Genomic DNA, 19,307 nt, shown 5'->3' on the forward strand with positions numbered 1-19,307 from the left:
AAGTCGTTTCAGCGGGCAATGATTATGCTTTATAGCCCCAGACTTGCGTTAAAATATCGCGCACAAGCGCGAGTTTCGCCCATTGCTGGTCTTCTGTCAGCAAGTTACCTTCCTCAGTTGACGCAAAGCCACATTGGGTCGATAACCACAAACGCTCTAATGGTAAATACTGCACCGCCTCATAAATGCGGTCAATAATCACCTGTTTATCTTCAAGTTCACCCGTTTTCGTTGTGATGAGTCCCAGCACAACCCGTTTATCACCAGAAACCTTGGCTAGTGGTGCAAAACCACCTGCGCGGTCAGAATCATACTCTAAAAAGTAGTTCGCCACATTTTCCTGACCCAAAAGTTCATCAGCCACCAGATCATAGCCACCACTCGCCGCCCAGTCAGAATGATAGTTCCCACGACAAACATGCGTATTAATCACCAAATCATCCGGTAAACCGGCTAATGCCCCATTATTAAGGGTTAAATAAAGTGTCTTTAACTCGGCCACACTAATCCCGCTACCAGCCATCAGCACGCCGAAATGTGGATCCACGAGCATCCCCCAAGTACAGTCATCGAGTTGAATGGTGCGCGCACCGGCATCATAAAGTGCTAAAATTTCGTCATGATATACCCGCTGAATGGCCGTATGAAAGTCAGCATCATTGGTATAAAACCGGTGGACACGTTCCGCATTTTGGCCACGCACTAATTCCGCAAAGAATTGCGCTGGCGACGGGAGCGTCGCTTTGGCCGCGACACCATAGTGATCAGCAATTTCTTTGAGAAACTTAAATTCACGAATAAGCGGATGCGCTGTCGCATCAAAACCCAGCGGACCGGTGAGGTGGGCCGAATCGTCTCGCGTTTCTTCATGGGCAAATTGATACCCTTCGCCAAATTTAAACCGTTCAACGCCTTCAAATCCCCAAAAGTTATCAAGATGCCAATATGAGCGCCGGAATTCACCGTCTGTGACGACATCCAAACCGGCCGCCACTTGTTGGGCCACCAAAGTGGTGATCGCCGCGTCTTCAGTTGCGGTTAATTCGTCAGCCGTTACCTGGCCGTTGGCAAATGCTGCCCGCGCTTGTTTCAGTGCATCAGGCCGTAAAAACGACCCGACGTGTTGAAAACCAATTTTTTGTTGTGTTTGTGTCATGTGTTAGACTCCTCTTGTCTCGCGATTATTTAGTAACGTCACAAAACACGATCACATGACACTATCCACCGCCCCGCTACCCGTCAAAAACACAGCCGTGGCGATTTTATTGGTATGCAAATAATAAACTTTCTGCGGGTTCACCGGCATCGCCTACTCCTCTAATTTGCCATATTGGTTGCTAACATTACACGACTTGTCGTTCAAAGGCATCACTTGAAATGCCTTGCTCAAGAATAATCGCTGCCCAAGCTTTGGCAGAATGTAGACTATGATCCTTAAAGTTCCCACAACTTTGAATTTCAGCTGCCGGCACCTCTGTCACGTCATCACTGACAATCTTTTCTAGGACCTTTTTGAAGACTTTAGCCAAAGTTTCGGCATCATAATCTACCCAAGAAATGACATGAAACCCTGTCCGGCAGCCAAATGGTGAGATATCAATAATCCCATCAATTTCATCACGTACGAGTCCAGCAAAGAGGTGTTCTAGTGTGTGCAAACCACCAGTTTCAATCGCCGTTTCGTTTGGCTGGGTGAGCCGTAAATCATAATTCGTAATCTGACCACCTTGTGGGCCAGCTTGGGTTTCAATCACGCGCACATATGGGGCTTTGACCTTGGTGTGGTCAAGCGTAAAACTTTCAACAACTGTTTCTGACATTATTTTTCTCCTTTAAAATAACTGATTGGTTTGTTCACTTCTGTTTTGGTGCCATGATACTTCGCAGCAATATAGGCTTGCGAGGCTTTGTCATGATAAAGCGTCAATAACTTCCGATAAGTTGGATTGTTTTGGCTTTTTGTAGCGGTGGCTAAAATGTTGATATTCGCCCGCGTATGGCCGTTGACATGTTCATAAGCCAGCGCATCTTTTAACACATTCAAACCACTGGCTTGTGAAATAGAATTAGACATCAAGACGGCCGCAATTTTTGGATCTTTAACAACACGGCCGCCAGTGGTGTCATCAATTTCTTGAAACTTAAAATGCTTGGGGTTACTGGTGATTTTTTCTAAGCCATCTAACGCGCCAAACCCAGGTGCCAGTGTCAATAAGCCATTATCAGCCAAGAGCTTTAACCCACGTGCTTCATCTGCCAAATCTTTGGCAATGGCAATCGTTGCCCCATCGGGCAAGTCTTTAAGCGTCCGGTAGTGACTCGAATAAATCCCCATCGGTTCAAGATATGTCGTACCCAGATTCGCTAGCTTCCCCACTTTACTGGCTTTGTTAAAGGCGTCAAAGTAGCCATAACTTTGGAACGCATTCACATCAACCTGACCCTGTGCCGTGGCCACATTCAATGCTTGCCCATCTGTAAATTCTTTTACCTGAATCTTAAGATGTAATTGTTTCGCTTGCTTGCTCTGCGCTAAATGGCGCCAAATATCGGCATCGCTGGTCACCGATCCTACCGTTATGATATTGGTTGGTCGCTGCTTAACGGTTGCCCAAGTGATTCCTACGACCAGTATACTCGCTAAAATAAGCCCAATCCAAGTTTTTTTACGCATCACATCTCCTATACACGCTTGTTAAAATTCCCCTTAAACAGTCGCCAGTTCTTGATCGGCAATCGTTTTAATCAACGCTAACTTACGCCACTGATCTGGAATCGTTAAGATATTGCCTTCTTCGGTTGACGAAAAACCACATTGTGTTGATAAGGCAAGTTGCGCTTTGGGCACGTATTGCGCTGCTTCGTTAATCCGAGCGACGACATCGTCAACGGCTTCTAAATCTGCTGATTTAGAGGTGAATAAGCCCAACACAATTTCAACATTTGGTCGCCCATTATAAATATCTGCCAACGGTCCAAAGTCACCGGAACGTTCATTGTCATATTCGAGGAAGAACGCATCGTAATTTAACTGGCCCAAATATTTGGCAACGGGTTCATAACCCCCTTCAAACAAATATGTCGATTTAAAGTTACCGCGGCAAATATGGGTGGATAGCTTCAAGTCGTCTGGTAAGCCGGCCAATGCTTGGTTAATGACATAGACATCATCTTGCGCTGTTTGCTCAAACGGCGCCCGTGCATCCGGATCATCTGCATTGGCATTCAATTGGGCAATGAGGTAGGCCCAAGTTGTATCATCCAATTGTATGTAACGTGCCCCCAAGTCATAGAAATGTTGGAGCGTATCATGATAGGCTTGTGCCAAATCGTCCAAAAACGCTTGCCACGTTGGATAGTAATCTGACCAGCCATCTGAGCGTTGATCGCGATTAATGATGAGACTTGGTGACGGAATCGTGACTTTCGGTTCCACACCTTCAGGTACAAGCGATTGGAGGTATTTAAAATCATCAAAAAACGGATGATTCAAATTCGCATGCACTGGACCGTTGAGGCGAATGTTTGTCGAACGGGTCTTTTCACCGTGAAATTTATATGATGTTTCCTGATCATAAAATTCAAACCCTCCGAGTTGTCCCAGAAAGTCTAAATGCCACCATGACCGGTTAAATTCACCATCTGTCACTGCCGACAAACCGGCTGCTACTTGTGCGTCGACTAAATCTTTAATCGCGGCATGCTGCACCTGCAAAAGTGCTGCTTTGGTGATTTCGCCCTTGGCGTATTGCTCGCGAGCTGTTTTCAACGCGTCTGGCCGCAAGTAAGACCCGACTTGATCAAAATGGTACTGTAATTTCCGAGCTGTTGTCATCTTTTTTCTCCTCTTTATACTTCAATTTGTGCTAATGCGTGGTCGAGATCAGCTATCAGATCCGTCACATCTTCTAGTCCCACGGAAAACCGCAACAACCCTGGTGTAATCCCACTGGCTGATAGTTCCGATTGATTCAATTCGGCGTGGCTCATCTTTGGTGGATAACTCACAATACTTTCCACAGCGCCTAAACTAACGGAAAACACCGGAATTTTTAAGGCTGTGACCACTTTTCTGGCGTTGTCTTGACTACCAACATCAAAACTCAACACCGCGCCCCCACTGGTGGCTTGGCTGGTGTGAATGGTATGGCCTGGATGAGTCGCCAGTCCTGGATACAGTACACGCGTGACGCTTGGATGTTGCGCTAGATGTTGCGCCAGTTGCAATGCCGATTGGCTAGATTGCGCCATCCGCACCCCAAGCGTTTTAATCCCGCGCAATAATAGCCAAGTATCTAACACACCTAGTGTCGCCCCAACCGCGTTTTGAATAAAGTAAATCCGCTCAGCCAACTGCTTGTCTTTGACCACCACGGCGCCCGCCAAAATATCAGAATGTCCGGCGAGAAACTTGGTTGCTGAATGCACCACGATATCCACGCCTAAGTCCAAAGGTTTTTGGAAAAATGGCGACATGAACGTGTTATCGGCAATCGTCAGCAACCCATGTTGTTTTGCCACAGCGACAATGGCCGCAATATCTGTGATTTGCAACACTGGGTTGGACGGCGTCTCAATATATAGTGCCTTGGTGGCTGGTGTAATCGCTGCGGTCACAGCGGCGACATCGCTAAAATCAACGAAAGTATGCGTAATGCCCCAGCGGGGCAAAATGTCTTCCAAGACACGAAACGTCCCGCCATAAACATGCTTGCTGACGACAAGATGATCCCCTGATGACAAGGTGAACAACACACTACTGATGGCGGCCATCCCCGTACTGAATAAAAAGCCTTGCGTCCCGTGCTCAAGTTTAGCAATTGCTTGCTCGCCTGATTCACGCGTCGGATTACCAGAACGCGCATAATCAAAATGCCCAAACGTATCAAATGACGCTTGATGGAACGTCGAACTGAGCTGAATCGGGGTATTAATCGCCCCAGACAACGGGTCGTGTGCTGTTGTGGCTTGAATTAAATCTGTCCAATCACTCATTTTTTCGCTCCTTCAATGGCTTGGACTAAATCTTGTAACAAGTCCGTTTTGTCCTCCAGCCCAGCACTTAGCCGAACTAACTGATCCGAAATACCTAATGCATCCCGCTGGGATTGGCTCATATCATGATGGGTTTGCACTGCGGGGATGGTAATCAATGTTTCTGGGCCACCGAGGCTTTCTGCAAACGACCCAATTGTTAACCCTTTCAAAAAGTGATCGACATCATACCCATCTGCCAAATAAAAACTCACCATGCCACCCACGCCAGCGTATAAGACTTTGGCCACGCCTGGTACTGTCTTTAAGGCATCCGCCAAAAATTGACCATTTTCATGATGTCGCGCCATGCGTAAATGTAAGGTTTTCAAGCTGCGTAACAGTAACCAAGCACTAAAAGGATCAAGCACCTGTCCACGCGTGACCAAACTAGCCGCCAATTTTTCCGCAATCGTGGCTTGATTCGTCACAACCGCACCGGCCAAAATATCGTTGTGACCGCCCAAGTACTTCGTTGCAGAATGAACGACCACATCAGCGCCAAGTGTTAAAGGCTGTTGAAAAATCGGGGTTAAAAAGGTGTTGTCCACCGCAATGATAATGTCTGGTCGGACAGCTTTAACCGCCGTACTCAGTGCTTGAATATCGGTAATTTTCATGGTTGGATTAGAAGGTGTCTCCAGCCAGATGAGCTTGGTTTCGGGTCGAATTTGTGTCAGAAAGTCATCTAAATCACGACACGCGGTATAGCTCACCCCACTGTGAACCACTAAATCATCAAAGTAACGGAAAGTCCCACCATATAAATCATCACTGGTTAAAAAATGATCGCCCGTTTTCAACAAAGTCGCAAACACCAAATCAATGGCGGCCATCCCCGAACTGGTCGCAAAACCCTGCACGCCATGTTCTAAGCGTGCCAGCTGTTCTTCTAACACTTGTCGCGTTGGTGTGCTTAAGCGCGCATAGTCAAAACCCGTAGACTCGCCTAACCCTGGATGGCGATAGGCCGTGGAAAAGTAAAGTGGCGTAACCACTGCACCTGTTTGCGCATCGTCTGTCCCATTGCCCCCTTGGGCTAGTAATGTATCAATCGTTGTTGTCATCGTTACTCCTCTAAAATCATTTATGCTTGTACTGCCGGGACAATGTCAACGACCGCCGGTCGCTGAGCTTGACTGACCAGCAAATGGCCCCAATTTTTGAAAAACTGCACAGCAGATGCTGACCAAGAATTCACCGGTTCACCCGCACGATAATAATTTTCTGGCGGTAACATGGCCGGCTCTGAGTGCTGATCGCGTAAAAATTCATCATGTAACGTGTGCGTCGCATACTCTAAATGCCCCGTCACATAGGTCGTCCGTTTCGTATCATCGCGTAAAATGAATGCGCCGACGCGATCATCACCAGCCACCTTTAATCGTTGGGCAACTGCGCGATTTGGAATGGTAAAATACCGTGAATGTGGCATCGCCAAGTCGCTCATTTGCGCTAATAGCGGATGTACCTGCCCAAGTGTTGGCTGGTTGTGGTAGACACCAAAGATTTTATCGCCAACATGACGCACTGGGAAGTTGCGTTCGACATAGCCGGCCCCATAGGCCGCCCAGCAAGTCAGTAGACTTTCTCTTACATGAGTTTGCCGCCATACCAGCAATTGTTGAAACTCGGTCCAGTAGTCAATTGCCGTCACTTTTTCGCGGTCAACTGGTGCACCTGTCACGATTAAGCCATCAAATTGCTGGTGCCAAATGTCGGCTAAAGTCACATAATTTTTTTCAATCAGCTCACGGTCATGACGAATAACGTGCGTAGCGGGTACGGCAAATGTCACCCGCACATTGATCGGTAATTGGGCCAAGAGTTGGGCAAACTGTTCTTCCGTTTGGCGCCGATTCGGCATGAGATTCACCAATAAAATGCTGACGGTTGGCTGCAAGACACGATATTGGCCAATGACCAATTGGTCATGTCGTAATAAGCCATTTTGTAATATGACACTCATCATTCACTCCTTTTAACATCATGCGAAAACAAAAAAATCCCGTAGTCTAAAATTAGACTACGGGACGCAAAAATAACGTGTTACCACCCAGTGTTTATGTAGGGCTCTCGCACCCACACCTCAAACGTACGCCCACCACATCTCGTCGAGAACATCTGTGAGATCTTTCGGGTTATACGTTGTGCGTTAACGAGCACCACCGACTTCAACTTACCGCGCTACACAGATGGGTGTCCGCTTGCTCGTCTCTGTAATCACTCCAAGACCATTTTCCAACAGTTATTTTATCGACTTACACCAACCATCGACTCTCTGTGTAAAATACCATGTTGTACTTATCTCTTCACCGTTTATATTGTCATTAACTATAACTTTTATTCTGTGAACTGTCAACACTTATTTGTCATTTATTTTTTAATCTTCTCATTTTGCAGTCATGATACTTAACTAAGCAAAGTATTTAACGTCGTAAAATTTTTATGGTATACTGACTTCATTCAAAATCAATTAGGAGTCTTAAAACATGTACGAACCTACTCATCATTCAGATGCTGTCGTTGAAGAAAATATTAACAAGCCAGGGCGCAATGTGATGTTTTTGTCAGCAGATTGGTGTGGTGATTGCCGCGCTATCAAGCCATTTGTACAAAATATTAAGGATACCATTAGCCAAACTGCTAACTGGTTCGATGCCGACCGTGACGAAAATCTGGCGGTTGCAACTAAGTACAATATGCGTGGTATCCCATCTTTTGTTTTATTTGAAGATGGTCAAGAAGTATCACGTATTGGTCACGGTGAACGCTTGACACCACAACAAGTGCTCGACTGGTATCAAAGTACACAAGCCTAATCAAAAGGACCCTGTTTTTATCACAGGGTCCTTTTTTATTGGGCTAAAATTTCACAGAATTCAATAATTTCTTGGTTCGGACCTAAGATATTAAAGTAGCGAATGCCATGCTGCCAGAAAGTTGGGATACTTTGAATGTCATGATCAATCAGTTCAAAACCCGCTGCCTTGGCCGCTGCAAATGCTTTTTCAATATCCGTCGCATCTAATGAGACATGGTTAATCGCACCGGCATGCCCAACTGGCTCACCTTCCCAAGTTTCAATCACGAGGTTACCTAATTTTAGAAAGGCACAACGACTATTACCGTTAGGGAATAAGCCAGTTTGTTCAAAACCGAGTGCTTCGTAAAAAGCAATGGTTGCTGCTAAGTCTTTTGTTGGTATGCCGACGTGTTGTACACCGGTCACATAATCTTGAATCGCCATTATTTTCTCCTTTAACGTCCTGTCGCCATATCTTGTTTAACTTCTGTTGCAAAATAATAACTCACTAGTGCAAACGCAATCGTTGGCACCAGGAATGACAATTGCATCGATCCCACTGCATCAGATACGAGGCCTTGAACAGCGGGGATAACGGCACCGCCCACAATGGCCATAACCAAAATGGCGCCTGCTGTTTCAGTGTAACGCTTATCTGTTACATGATCTAAGGTATGCGCGTAAATCGTTGGCCATTGTGGGCCAAAGAAGAAGCTCGCCCCAACGGCTGCATACACAGCGATCATGCCTGGCGCAAATGTTGCGAGCAATAGCGCCAAGGTGCCAAGTACTGAGTAAGCCATCAAAACTTGGGTCGCTTTCAATTGCGTAAAGAGCCAAGTCGCCACAACCTTCCCTAAAAAGAACACAACATACGAATAGATCATGAAGTTTGAGGCCGCGGCATCTGTAATATGATGATTCACATCCAACGCCAGCCGGATAGTAAATGACCAAACAGCCGTCTGCATCCCCACATAAATGAATTGTGCCAACACACCTTTTTTGAAGCGATCGTTCTGCCTCAAATAGGCAATTGACTGACGAAAACTCACTTTAGCCATCTGTGTCCCCGTCACAATCGGCTTGGCACTTGGCATCTTCGTCACAGCTAAGATGAGCAACATGATAACTAGCACGAACAAAATATATTTGTAAGGTTGGAGGGTTAATTGCAACATGCTTTCGCCGTAAGCCAGCCGTTCTGCGCCATGCAAACTAGCCATTTTTTCAGACAGGTTCCCCACCGAACCAAAAATCAAATACTTGCCCAACAAAATCCCAGCAATACTGCCCACCGGATTCAGGATTTGTGAAATATTTAAACGCAAATTGGCATATTTCTTGGGTCCCATCATCACACTGTAGGTGTCACTAGCTGTTTCTAGGAATGATAACCCAATGGCGATGGCAAAAATAGCCACGAGAAACATCGAATAGGTCGCCACCCGCGATGCCGGGAAAAATAAGCCAGCACCTAAGATATAAGCGACCAACCCCGTCATAATAGTCACTTTATAAGAGGCCTTGCGAATAACAAAACTGGCAGGAATTGCGACTAGAAAATACCCGCCGTAAAATGCTGACTGCACAAAGGCAGTTGCCGCATCATTTAAAGCAAAAACTGTTTTAAACTGCGTAATTAAAATATCATTTAAACTCGCCGCTGTTCCCCACAACGGAAACATCAACGACACAATGATAAATTGGAAAATCGGTGTCTTTTTAAGATACCCATCAGCCAACTGACCAAAATCCTTGTGCTTTTTAGCAACAACCCCAACTGAATTAATCATGCCTGTTCTCCTCTGGCTGCAATTTGTGATTTTCCTGTAAGCGTTTTCAGAAACTAAGAATAGCACACTTCTGCCGTCATTGAAAGCCCTTTCATAAATTAAATGATTGTATTGTGATGCACAATCATTTAGCACACAATAAAAAGAGCCACCAAATTGGTGACTCTTTTACTTTTCTGTTTGCTGGATAAAGGCTTCAACAACGTCTGACGGAATGGCGAATCCCATCCCTTCAACGTTAGTACCATCGGTTGCAGCAGCAATTTTTGACGAATTAATCCCAACGACTTGCCCTGACAAGTTAATCAATGGTCCGCCAGAGTTACCTGGATTAATGGCAGCGTCGGTTTGAATGACCGTTTCATCACTCGATCCCGTCTCTTCTGCCGTCAGTTGCCGCTGGGGCGATGAAATAATACCACTCGTCATTGACGTCGCATATTCAGACCCCAACGGTGACCCAATCGCTAAAACCTGTTCTCCTGATTGGAGCTTACTACTTGGTGCGAAGCTCGCCGCTGTTTTAATCAAGTCTGTTTTGGCCTTAATGAGAGCCAAATCTTTTTGTTCATTTGTTCCGACAATGGTTGCTTTAACCTTGTCGCCATTTGCCGTAATCACTTGCAAGGCATCCGAATTCGCCACCACATGATTGTTGGTGATGATATAGACGTACCCATCCGCAATCTTATAGACGACCCCAGACCCTTCTGAGGCGGTTTGAACTTGGCCATCACCAGCTTGCTTTTGACGCCCTGGTTGACCAAACAACCCCGCAAACCCATCTGGTGTTTGGGTCGCATTCTTTTGCAAGTTCTGCACGGTAACCACCGCATTTTTCACTTTGTTATAGGCCGAAATGGCCGCATCCTGGCTCACATAGGCGGTCGAAGCAATCGTAGCTTGCCCGGCAATATTGGCCACTTTTTTAGTTTCAGGTTGACGCTGGAACCAAGAATTTGGTTGTGTGCCAGAATACACGACACCACCACCAACTACGGCAGCGACTGCCGCAACTATTATAAGAGAATGTTTCATCACGTGCCCTCCATTTTAATCAACGTGGTCATGCTTGTTTCAATTTTCGTGTGTTATAACGGTAACGTGATTTTGAAAATCGTACCCTTTGGTTGATTGTCTAACACCACAATTTTACCGCCATGCGCATGGACAATCCACTCCGCAATGGACAAGCCCAAGCCCGTGCCACCAGTTTCCCGATTGCCTGTCTTATCTTCTCGATAAAAACGGTCAAAGACATGCTTTTTGGCTTCATCACTGATACCTCGCCCCGTATCGGCAACCGTTAAGACAAGTTTACGCTTTTCAATCATGGCAGTAATTGACACGGTATCGCCGGCTTCAGAGTATTTCAAAGCGTTATCGACCAACAGGACAATCAATTGATGAATGCGCTTTTGATCAATCATCACGCGCTGACCTACTCGCGCTGACAAGAGCACTTGTTGCCCATCAAATTCAGCCATTTCTTGGTATGGCGCGACAATTTGCGAGAGAAAATCACTAATATCAGTCGATTCTTTTTCAAGGCGGGTCATATTCGATCCTGACTTAGCCAGCGTTAACATATTATTTGTTAACGAGGTTAGCCGTCTCACTTCTGATAAGGACAAGATAATGGCATCAGATTGTTCACGTACTGTGGATTCTGGATGCGTTAACATATTTTCAAGTTTGCCTTGAATCACGGCCATGGGGGTCCGTAATTCGTGTGCCGCATTGTTCACAAAGTCTTGCTGTTGCTGCCACGATCGCAGAATCGGCTTCATGTTTTTTAAACTAATCCAGTAAGACACCATTAAAGCAAGCAAACCAAACGAGCCAAACGACCAAAGAATCACCTTTTTAAAGTGGTTAAGGTTGTAAATCGTATCATTAACATTAACCGTAATCACACCATATTTCACGGGGTGACCGTCATTGTTTTTGGCCCCCCTAATAAACGTGACACTGGCCACACGATAATAGTTATCCCCAATATGTACCGTTTGTGGTGTATCAGACTCAAATCGTGAGGTGTATTTGAATTGTTTACTGAGTAATTCTTTGGTCGCCTCTGGTAAACGGGCATCCAAGACTAAGTTTTTACGACTGTCATATAGCCAGACATTGGCCAAGGTATTGGTTTCTAATAACAGTGGTGCTTTTCGTTCCGTCGCGTCAGTATTATTCAAAGCGCCAGCCAATTCAAAGTTACGAATTTGTTGGGTAATGGCAGCATCTGAATTACTAAAGACCGTGCGTGTGTAGGACCAATACATGACCCCACCTAAAATCGAGAAGATGAAAAAGAAACTCGCAATTAGCAGAAGAAAGCCGCGAATTTGTTGTTGCTTATTGATGACATTAGGCATCGTCAACCTCTAAAATAAACCCAATATTACGGAGCGTTTTAATCAGATCATGTTGTCCGACAGCCTCTAACTTACGCCGGAGGTTGTTCAAATAAATATTCACAACGTTAATCGTGGTGTCAGAATCAATCCCCCAAACACGATCAAAGATTTGGTCACGCGTCACAATGATATTTTTATTTTGTGCCAAGTAGGTCAAAATATCAAACTCTTTTCCGACTAATTTGACAGGTTGACCATGGACTTGGACGCCACGATTCTCAAGGTTAATGAGCACATCACCCACCGCGATCGTATTATCTTCCGAATAGACACCGGCACGGCGTAATAAAGCCTTCACCCGTAACAATAATTCTTCACGATAGAACGGCTTCGTCAAATAATCATCCGCGCCAACATTAAAGCCTTCGATTTTATCATCTAAAGAACTTTTAGCCGTCAAAATCAAAACTGGCGTCTCAATATTTTTTTCACGCAAATGTTTAATGACTTCCAAGCCATTCTCGCCTGGCAGCATCAAATCCGAGATAATGAGGTCATAAGGTGATTCTTGCCCTTCAAATTCACCATCTAAGCCGTTATCAACCGCATGCACATCGGCAAAATCTTGCAAAAAGCCGACAATGTTATCCGCCAAGTTGACATCGTCTTCGATTAATAATATTTTAATTGCTTTAGCCATTTTCATATCTCCATTGTACCGTTTTCTGCTTCTAATTGTAATGCCCGGTGATTAATAGGAGATTAAATCCTGCTTAAGAAATTCTTGACCTTGTACATCGTAAGTTTTATACTAGAGCTATCACATTATTGATATTATAAATATAATAGGTTGGTTCGTTTATAATCATCGGTTAGTGCGTCAAAAGTAAACAAAGGAAAAGATTATGTTCAAGAAACACACGCGCACCAAAAAATTTGTTCTCACCCTGTTACTCCTACCAGTCCTCTCATTTGCCGGTTTCGCCGCGACGACTTATTTCTTTGGGGTCCTAAGTCCAAGTACTAATATCGGTGCCTTATCAACAGCCAGCCAGGCCTTTAATGGGAGTATGCAGGCCATTCAAGATGCACTAACCGGCTTAACGAGCAAGTTTAATACCGAGCAACAACAGCACCAAGATGATCTTGCGCAAGCACAAGATCAAATTAAAAAAGCCAATGATAATATCAAGGCCGCTAACGCCGCCGTTGATGCTGCTAATACAGCCTTAAACGACCCCAAAACCGGCACTAACGTCACCACACAACAAGCCATTGCTGCCAATGCCAATACCAGCGTTACCGATCGGACTGTCGATGTCGATCCCAATAATGCCAAAACATCAACAGCTAATCCTTAAGCATTGCGTAAAAAAAGCTATCAGTCGCTATCGACTGGTAGCTTTTTTTGCACAGTGCACACAGAAAAAGGAGAAATAGCACGATGTTCAAAAGTACGAAACTTATTGTCCCCCTCATAACTGCCCTCGCGGTTTTGATTGGAACTGCCTCAGCTGCCTACTATTTTTTAGGGGTGAGTCCACTCAATACTGCCGGTATTGCGCAATTAAATGACAATATTACGCGGATGAAAAACTTATTGACCAGCAGTCAAGCAGATAACGCACAGCTCACATCAGCCCTAACCAGCGCACAAGCGTCATTGTCACATAACGCCGCAACAATCACCAAATTAACGCGTGATAACAGTATCCTCGCTACCGCCGTCACTGACCGGTATCAAACCATGATTGCGACCGCAATGGCGTTGAATATTCCTGATTTGTCGCAATACTATATCACACCACCGAGTGATAATCCGTTCACTGACCAAAATGGTCAAGTTCTCGATAGCGATAAACTCAGCCCCGTAATTTTAAATGCCATTACGGCACTCAAAACCGCCAGCGCAACAAGCCAAGCCTGGCAGAACAAATACACCGATCTTCAGTCAGCAATACGCGCTGCTTATCTTAATGCCGGTGGCAACCCGACGCAACAACCAACGTTGGCCACACTCTTGCAGCAACTCAAAACGCAAACAATTGCACAATTCACCGCCCAAATGAATGCCGTCGGCATTGCGATTGCCTGGTTAAATGACGGGCCGACTTATCATTCACCGGCCAATCCCAATCTGATTTTTAAAAGTAACCATATCAGTTGGGGGACGACCACCGTGTCCATCCCCGATGACACTGGTCAACTCGCCTCAGTCACCCTCCCCGTCATTTGGCAAGGCGCGACCAATGATCAGCTCATTTGGAATGGGTTTGGTTGGGTCATTTACAAAGATGGCCAAATTTACACCGATGCGACAGATGATAAGGGCCAAGCGATTGGTCTGGCGTTTGTGAATTTACGCGATATCGCAACCCGTATTAAAATGCCTGACGGCACGTATCGTATCGTCCTTTGGGGATCGACGGCACATATCTTTGCGAAAGCCTTTTTACCTGATCTCAATATACTACCTGGTGGCGCGACCCGTTATCAATTCACTTTTGATGCCCAAAACAATTTCATCGCCACGCCCTATAATAGCATTCAAAACCCTGGTCACTATCAATTCATCACGCCACCAAATGCGAAAGATGTTGATGCTGCCACTTTAAGTCAGAACTACTATCGTTACGACTATACCGTTAACACGACGAATGCTAATAACACCCCCGTTGCGTTGCATAAATCAATTGAAATTCCGAACACCCCTCTTTTTCAACACCTCATCCCTTAAATCGTATTAAAAAAGGCCACAGCTTGATGATTAGCTGTGACCTTTTTTATATGTGGCTTATTCGGCCGACTTTTTAGCCCATTTTGGCTTCCCTTTATCTTTGGATGCCTTTAAGCGTTTTTTCTTCTTAGGTTTTTCAACAACTGGTACTATCTTCGCTTGAGTTGTCTGACGTTGTGCCACTGGTTTGGCCGCTTGATCCGATGTTTGGTGTCCTGCCTGATCAGCTGGCGCAGTTGTACGCGCAGCCTTGCCCGCAACGGTACTTTTTTGCGGTGTCGCCTGCTTAGCATCGGCAAATGTGTTAGCGGCTTTCACCAAAACAAAATCATCCCCTAATTCGCGTTTTAAATCACGAATATCATGATCATTGCCCAAGTTCAACACGCGTCCTGGCTTACCCATTCGGCCCGTACGTCCAGCACGATGAATATATGTTTTTTTCCGTTGTGGCAACTGTGCGTTCACAACTAATGGTAGATCTTCAATATCCAAGCCACGTGCAGCAACATCTGTCACCAAAAGCAGCGATACTTCGCCTTTCTTGAATAAGCGTAACGCATCTGCACGCTGCACTTGTCGCTTATCATTGCTACCGATACTCATCACACTGGCATGCGCGTGGCGTAAGGTCGCCTGCATATTAACCAAACCACTAATCGTATTAAAGAATACCAAAGCTTGTTGCTTATTACGGGCTAATTGAATCAACAGACTGGCCTTGGCCTTTTGGTCAACATATTGAAATTCATGCGTAATCGCTGCTGGCGCATCCGTGCCAACTGATACAGGTCGGACTTCTTGACCAAAAGTGTCTGCGACATATTTCAAATCAACCCCTGAGGTCGCTGAAAACAGCCCAAGTTGGACGTCTGTTGGTAATTGATCCGCTAATTCTTGCAAACTGTCACGTCGTTCATCTGACAACATGGCATCTGCTTCATCAAAAATAACGGTTTGCAAGCCATTAAGCTTTAGGGCACCACCATCAAGCATCGTCAATACGCGGCCTAATGTCCCCACTACAATATGTGGCTTATCTTTTTTAAGTTTATCTGCTTGACGGCGGCCATTGGCACCACCAATCAAACTGGTCACAGAAACATCTACCAAAGCGCCCCACTCCCGTGCAACAGCCGTTGTTTGCATGGCGAGTTCTTGACTCGGCGCTAAAATCAAAACTTGTGTCTGCTTAACTTTAGGGTCAATGCGACTGAGAATTGGCAGTAAAAAGGCTAACGTCTTCCCTGTCCCAGTGGGCGCTAGGCCGAAAATATTGTCGCCCTGCGTTAATTTCTCCCACACAGCAGCCTGAATAGGTGTTTGAGCTTTAAATTGTTGTTCAAATTGCGCTTGCAGCGCTGGTTTAATTGGCATAAATTACATTTCTTTCTGGTCAGCTGGGAAAATAATACCAGCCGACGAACGTAAGTCAAACAGCGTTTGATTGACTTGTTTAGCAAGTTGGAACCACTGCGTATACTGCAAATGGTGGCCAACGGGGTCATTCATGATAGCCGCAAAGTCTTGGGCTTCACGTACCATCGGATTAGCATCGGGTGTTTCCCCAATGTCGGCGCTGTGCCCTTCCCCATCATGGAAAGTCACAGTATCGAGTTCAGCAATATTATCCGTCGAAATGGTTTCTTTCAAGCCATATACTTCACTCGACAGGTAAGAATTGGCATTTTTTCCAAAAATTGCGGTGACATTAAAGTCATCATAAAAGAGGTTGGCAACGCCACGTGCATCAGCACCATTAGCCAAGAGGATTGGCAAATATTGCACAGCACGTGGTGCCCCGAATAAAGCAATCGCTGCATAGATTGGATAAACACCCAAATCATACAAAGCGCCTGCGCTAAATTCACGGGTGAGGACATTTGGTTCCTCACCAGCCAAATAGGCATCAAAGCGTGATGAGTACTTTTGATAAACCAATGTTGCCCCTTGTAACTGTGTTAAATCACCCATGGCCTGTTGGATAATCTTAAAGTTCGGTTGGTGCACATGGCGGGCTGCTTCAAAATAGCGTACATCTGGGTGGTTGGCCAGTAACGCCTCAATCGCGGCAAATTCTGTTGGATTGCTCGTTGATGGCTTTTCAACAATCACATGCACACCAGATTGAATGGCCACTTTCGCCTGTTCAAAATGCAGGGCATTTGGTGACGCAATATAGACCACGTCAAGGTCTGTGTAGAGGTCACTCAAAGTTGTGACAACATCGACATTTTCCAACCCCAGTTCGGCTACAAATGCTTCTCCACCGGCCTGGCGTCTTGAATAAACTTTCGTTAACTCATAATCACCAGTTTGAAGTGCCGCTTCAATAAACATTTTGGTAATCCAATTCGTCCCAATCGTTCCTAATTTTATCATTTTATCGCCTCGAATTGCTTTCTTGTCCCGTTAAACACGCTAGTTGGCATCTTAATGGCCTTTAAGCCCGTGCCAATCGTGTGATCTTCACTGTATTGAATAAATTGGTTTTCGGCTGCCCGATCCCGCGTATTATCTTCAATTAGCCAATAATTCGCCTGATGGATCGTACCAGATAACTTCTTTTTCACGGCTGGCGTGGTATAGATTACAACTGACTTATCATAATGCGCTGCCAGTAACCGAATCACGCTGGCTAACCGTGACTTACTTGCTTGCGTGGCCACTTGATCGTTGGTCACATACACGGCAATTGGTAGTTCCCCAACATGACTCGCAACATGGCTAATAAAATATTGCGCTTGATCGGCCGCATCAATACTATTATCAAAAACTTGAATGGCACCCACTTTTAATTTCGCCGCCTCGGCACGACTATAACTTGATTGATAGCCATCATCAAAAAATGATGTCCCTGTCGTCGCACGCAAATAGGCAAAGTCAATGCCATTAGTGGCTAAATTACCATAATCAACATAACCTGACGTTTGGTTAATCGCCACGCCTTGCACAGCAAAACCTTCCGGTGTTGCCTCAGTTTGAGTCGCCACTGGTTTAGCCAACAGCCACACCGCAACCGTCGCTGAAATACCAACGATAACAATCAGCCACGTTATCGTCATCAACCAGTTATTTGTTTTTATTTTTTGTTTCATTGCCGCATCATTCGTCATAATATCCATTATACAAAATTTATGCCTGTTGCGCCTGCCAATTACATTAAGCTTATATCACAAAGTCGCTATCGCGTGGCTTTATCTTGTCGTGCACCCTTTTTCATGAGATAATAATTATATTGTGAAATTTTATGGAGGAACGTGTTAGAATACCTGTCATCTAACACACTAAAACGATGTCATTAGAAACCAAACTCAACAAATATGCCGAATTGATTGTCAAGCGTGGGGTTAATGTTCAGCCTGGCCAAACAATTATTTTATATGCGTCTGTTGAATCAGCTGACTTTGCACGTAAAATTGTTGCTGCCGCTTATGAAGCCGGCGCCCGCGAAGTGGTGATGGAATGGTCAGATCAAGCCATTACCAAGTCATTTTTGAGCCATGCGCCAGTCGATCGACTTGAAAACGTCCCTGAATATGAAGTCCTTAAGGCCAACACCTTGATGGACAAGTACGCGTCACGGATTTCACTTGTCTCACAAGATCCGGACGGTTTGGCTGGTGTTGATGCTGACCGCTTGCAAACCTATACAAAAGCAACGCAAAAAGCTCTGCATCGTGTCCGCGATGCTACGATGAAAGATGATATTTCTTGGCTCGTTGTTGCAGCTGCTGGTCAAGCCTGGGCAGAAAAAGTCTTCCCTGACCTCAAAGGTCAAGCAGCCGTCGAACGTCTTTGGGAAGAAATCTTAAAGGACGTTCGTGTTGATGACGACTCAGACGCCATCGCTAACTGGACAGACCATATTGAAACATTAAAAGCTAAAGCCGACTGGCTAAATGCCCAAAACTTTAAAGCACTACGCTATAAGAATGCCGTATCTGACTTTACAATTGGCCTTGCCGAAGGTCACATTTGGGAAGCAGCCTTGTCACAAGACAAGGCCGGTAACGTATTCATCCCGAACATGCCAACAGAAGAAGTGTTTACCGCCCCCGATAACCGTCACATTGATGGGCACGTTGCAGCCACAATGCCACTATCTTATCAAGGTAATGTCATCGAAAACATTGCCCTTGACTTTGAAAATGGTCGCATTGTGAAGGCCACTGCCACTAAGGGGCAAGACGTTTTGGAAAAGTTATTGGCTACTGACGATGGTGCCAAGTCACTTGGTGAAGTGTCATTGGTACCTGATCCATCCCCTATTGCCCAAGGTGGTGTCTTGTTCTACAATACCTTGTTCGATGAAAATGCATCAGACCATTTGGCCATCGGTGCGGCCTATAATTCAAATATTACCGGTGGTAAGACTGAAGCACCTGAAGTTCTCGCTCAGCGTGGTTGGAACATCTCAGATGTGCACGTCGATTTCATGATTGGTTCTGCCGATATGAACATCGATGGTATCACGCAAGACGGCCAAACTGTGCCAGTCTTCCGAAACGGTGATTGGGCTTAATATCATGTCACCGCAATAAAAAACCGCAAAAATATTTTGCGGTTTTTTTGTG

The 19,307-nt window shown here is 45.3% G+C and carries 19 protein-coding genes; 4 read left to right on the forward strand and 15 right to left on the reverse strand.

The window, feature by feature from the left end; translation table 11 throughout:
* Positions 1–22: 22 nt before the first annotated feature.
* The 7 genes from FGL80_RS01610 to FGL80_RS01640 all read right to left on the reverse strand — a co-directional run bounded on the left by FGL80_RS01610 (position 23) and on the right by FGL80_RS01640 (position 7,003).
* A complete protein-coding gene (locus tag FGL80_RS01610) occupies positions 23–1,156 on the reverse strand; it encodes a 5-methyltetrahydropteroyltriglutamate--homocysteine S-methyltransferase (protein ID WP_147001775.1) in 1,134 nt (377 codons plus the stop codon).
* A 187-nt stretch (positions 1,157–1,343) separates the two neighbouring features.
* Positions 1,344–1,820 (reverse strand): S-ribosylhomocysteine lyase, encoded by a 477-nt coding sequence (locus FGL80_RS01615; protein WP_055307405.1) that lies wholly within the window; start codon positions 1,818–1,820, stop codon positions 1,344–1,346.
* Positions 1,820–2,674 (reverse strand): MetQ/NlpA family ABC transporter substrate-binding protein, encoded by an 855-nt coding sequence (locus tag FGL80_RS01620; RefSeq protein WP_055307404.1) that lies wholly within the window; start codon positions 2,672–2,674, stop codon positions 1,820–1,822. The genes FGL80_RS01615 and FGL80_RS01620 overlap by 1 nt, the downstream gene beginning before the upstream one ends.
* Positions 2,675–2,707: 33 nt before the next feature.
* Positions 2,708–3,835, reverse strand: a complete 1,128-nt coding sequence (locus tag FGL80_RS01625; protein ID WP_055307403.1) for a vitamin B12 independent methionine synthase — start codon at positions 3,833–3,835, stop codon at positions 2,708–2,710.
* A 14-nt stretch (positions 3,836–3,849) separates the two neighbouring features.
* Positions 3,850–4,995 (reverse strand): trans-sulfuration enzyme family protein, encoded by a 1,146-nt coding sequence (locus tag FGL80_RS01630; RefSeq protein WP_055307402.1) that lies wholly within the window; start codon positions 4,993–4,995, stop codon positions 3,850–3,852.
* The gene (locus FGL80_RS01635; protein ID WP_055307401.1) at positions 4,992–6,101 is read right to left on the reverse strand and encodes a trans-sulfuration enzyme family protein; all 1,110 of its coding nucleotides are present in this window, start codon (positions 6,099–6,101) and stop codon (positions 4,992–4,994) included. The genes FGL80_RS01630 and FGL80_RS01635 overlap by 4 nt, the downstream gene beginning before the upstream one ends.
* Before the next feature lie 20 nt (positions 6,102–6,121).
* Complete coding sequence (locus tag FGL80_RS01640; protein ID WP_055307400.1) at positions 6,122–7,003, reverse strand: homoserine O-acetyltransferase/O-succinyltransferase family protein; 882 nt, start codon at positions 7,001–7,003, stop codon at positions 6,122–6,124.
* A 523-nt stretch (positions 7,004–7,526) separates the two neighbouring features.
* Here FGL80_RS01640 and FGL80_RS01645 point away from each other — a divergent pair.
* Positions 7,527–7,856 carry a thioredoxin family protein gene (locus FGL80_RS01645; RefSeq protein WP_055307399.1) on the forward strand — a complete coding sequence of 110 codons (330 nt, stop codon included), beginning with the start codon at positions 7,527–7,529 and terminating at the stop codon, positions 7,854–7,856.
* A gap of 35 nt (positions 7,857–7,891) precedes the next feature.
* Here the strand turns inward: FGL80_RS01645 and FGL80_RS01650 are convergent, their stop codons facing one another.
* From FGL80_RS01650 to FGL80_RS01670, 5 genes are all read right to left on the reverse strand, one after another.
* Complete coding sequence (locus tag FGL80_RS01650) at positions 7,892–8,284, reverse strand: VOC family protein (protein ID WP_055307398.1); 393 nt, start codon at positions 8,282–8,284, stop codon at positions 7,892–7,894.
* An 11-nt stretch (positions 8,285–8,295) separates the two neighbouring features.
* On the reverse strand, positions 8,296–9,636 hold the full coding sequence (fucP, locus tag FGL80_RS01655; RefSeq protein WP_055307397.1) for an L-fucose:H+ symporter permease: 1,341 nt from the start codon (positions 9,634–9,636) through the stop codon (positions 8,296–8,298).
* A 168-nt stretch (positions 9,637–9,804) separates the two neighbouring features.
* A complete protein-coding gene (locus tag FGL80_RS01660; RefSeq protein WP_010000799.1) occupies positions 9,805–10,674 on the reverse strand; it encodes a S1C family serine protease in 870 nt (289 codons plus the stop codon).
* A 53-nt stretch (positions 10,675–10,727) separates the two neighbouring features.
* On the reverse strand, positions 10,728–12,011 hold the full coding sequence (locus FGL80_RS01665; protein ID WP_055307396.1) for a sensor histidine kinase: 1,284 nt from the start codon (positions 12,009–12,011) through the stop codon (positions 10,728–10,730).
* On the reverse strand, positions 12,004–12,693 hold the full coding sequence (locus FGL80_RS01670) for a response regulator transcription factor (RefSeq protein ID WP_010000796.1): 690 nt from the start codon (positions 12,691–12,693) through the stop codon (positions 12,004–12,006). Before FGL80_RS01670 ends, FGL80_RS01665 begins: the two co-directional genes overlap by 8 nt.
* A 205-nt stretch (positions 12,694–12,898) precedes the next feature.
* Between FGL80_RS01670 and FGL80_RS01675 the strand changes: the two genes are divergently transcribed.
* Positions 12,899–13,354 (forward strand): hypothetical protein, encoded by a 456-nt coding sequence (locus FGL80_RS01675; RefSeq protein WP_055307395.1) that lies wholly within the window; start codon positions 12,899–12,901, stop codon positions 13,352–13,354.
* Positions 13,355–13,437: 83 nt separating this feature from the next.
* Complete coding sequence (locus FGL80_RS01680) at positions 13,438–14,730, forward strand: hypothetical protein (protein ID WP_147001776.1); 1,293 nt, start codon at positions 13,438–13,440, stop codon at positions 14,728–14,730.
* A gap of 57 nt (positions 14,731–14,787) precedes the next feature.
* On the opposite strand, the gene FGL80_RS01685 is transcribed toward FGL80_RS01680, so the two are convergent.
* The 3 genes from FGL80_RS01685 to FGL80_RS01695 are packed head-to-tail and all read right to left on the reverse strand — an operon-like array spanning position 14,788 to position 17,846.
* Positions 14,788–16,107 (reverse strand): DEAD/DEAH box helicase, encoded by a 1,320-nt coding sequence (locus tag FGL80_RS01685; protein ID WP_055307393.1) that lies wholly within the window; start codon positions 16,105–16,107, stop codon positions 14,788–14,790.
* A 3-nt stretch (positions 16,108–16,110) separates the two neighbouring features.
* Positions 16,111–17,112 (reverse strand): Gfo/Idh/MocA family protein, encoded by a 1,002-nt coding sequence (locus tag FGL80_RS01690; protein ID WP_055307392.1) that lies wholly within the window; start codon positions 17,110–17,112, stop codon positions 16,111–16,113.
* On the reverse strand, positions 17,109–17,846 hold the full coding sequence (locus FGL80_RS01695) for a GH25 family lysozyme (protein WP_055307442.1): 738 nt from the start codon (positions 17,844–17,846) through the stop codon (positions 17,109–17,111). The genes FGL80_RS01690 and FGL80_RS01695 overlap by 4 nt, the downstream gene beginning before the upstream one ends.
* 179 nt (positions 17,847–18,025) lie before the next feature.
* On the opposite strand from FGL80_RS01695, the gene FGL80_RS01700 reads away from it, so the two are divergent.
* Positions 18,026–19,255, forward strand: a complete 1,230-nt coding sequence (locus tag FGL80_RS01700; RefSeq protein ID WP_055307391.1) for an aminopeptidase — start codon at positions 18,026–18,028, stop codon at positions 19,253–19,255.
* Positions 19,256–19,307 lie beyond the last annotated feature (52 nt).

It is taken from the genome of Leuconostoc lactis (assembly GCF_007954625.1).
GTDB lineage: Bacteria > Bacillota > Bacilli > Lactobacillales > Lactobacillaceae > Leuconostoc > Leuconostoc lactis_A.

Coding starts and splice junctions, on each gene's coding strand:
- FGL80_RS01610 (WP_147001775.1), bottom strand. CDS start 1,156: ATGACACAAACACAACAAAAAATTGGTTTTCAACACGTCGGGTCGTTT.
- FGL80_RS01615 (WP_055307405.1), bottom strand. CDS start 1,820: ATGTCAGAAACAGTTGTTGAAAGTTTTACGCTTGACCACACCAAGGTC.
- FGL80_RS01620 (WP_055307404.1), bottom strand. CDS start 2,674: ATGCGTAAAAAAACTTGGATTGGGCTTATTTTAGCGAGTATACTGGTC.
- FGL80_RS01625 (WP_055307403.1), bottom strand. CDS start 3,835: ATGACAACAGCTCGGAAATTACAGTACCATTTTGATCAAGTCGGGTCT.
- FGL80_RS01630 (WP_055307402.1), bottom strand. CDS start 4,995: ATGAGTGATTGGACAGATTTAATTCAAGCCACAACAGCACACGACCCG.
- FGL80_RS01635 (WP_055307401.1), bottom strand. CDS start 6,101: ATGACAACAACGATTGATACATTACTAGCCCAAGGGGGCAATGGGACA.
- FGL80_RS01640 (WP_055307400.1), bottom strand. CDS start 7,003: ATGAGTGTCATATTACAAAATGGCTTATTACGACATGACCAATTGGTC.
- FGL80_RS01645 (WP_055307399.1), top strand. CDS start 7,527: ATGTACGAACCTACTCATCATTCAGATGCTGTCGTTGAAGAAAATATT.
- FGL80_RS01650 (WP_055307398.1), bottom strand. CDS start 8,284: ATGGCGATTCAAGATTATGTGACCGGTGTACAACACGTCGGCATACCA.
- fucP (WP_055307397.1), bottom strand. CDS start 9,636: ATGATTAATTCAGTTGGGGTTGTTGCTAAAAAGCACAAGGATTTTGGT.
- FGL80_RS01660 (WP_010000799.1), bottom strand. CDS start 10,674: ATGAAACATTCTCTTATAATAGTTGCGGCAGTCGCTGCCGTAGTTGGT.
- FGL80_RS01665 (WP_055307396.1), bottom strand. CDS start 12,011: ATGCCTAATGTCATCAATAAGCAACAACAAATTCGCGGCTTTCTTCTG.
- FGL80_RS01670 (WP_010000796.1), bottom strand. CDS start 12,693: ATGGCTAAAGCAATTAAAATATTATTAATCGAAGACGATGTCAACTTG.
- FGL80_RS01675 (WP_055307395.1), top strand. CDS start 12,899: ATGTTCAAGAAACACACGCGCACCAAAAAATTTGTTCTCACCCTGTTA.
- FGL80_RS01680 (WP_147001776.1), top strand. CDS start 13,438: ATGTTCAAAAGTACGAAACTTATTGTCCCCCTCATAACTGCCCTCGCG.
- FGL80_RS01685 (WP_055307393.1), bottom strand. CDS start 16,107: ATGCCAATTAAACCAGCGCTGCAAGCGCAATTTGAACAACAATTTAAA.
- FGL80_RS01690 (WP_055307392.1), bottom strand. CDS start 17,112: ATGATAAAATTAGGAACGATTGGGACGAATTGGATTACCAAAATGTTT.
- FGL80_RS01695 (WP_055307442.1), bottom strand. CDS start 17,846: ATGACGAATGATGCGGCAATGAAACAAAAAATAAAAACAAATAACTGG.
- FGL80_RS01700 (WP_055307391.1), top strand. CDS start 18,026: ATGTCATTAGAAACCAAACTCAACAAATATGCCGAATTGATTGTCAAG.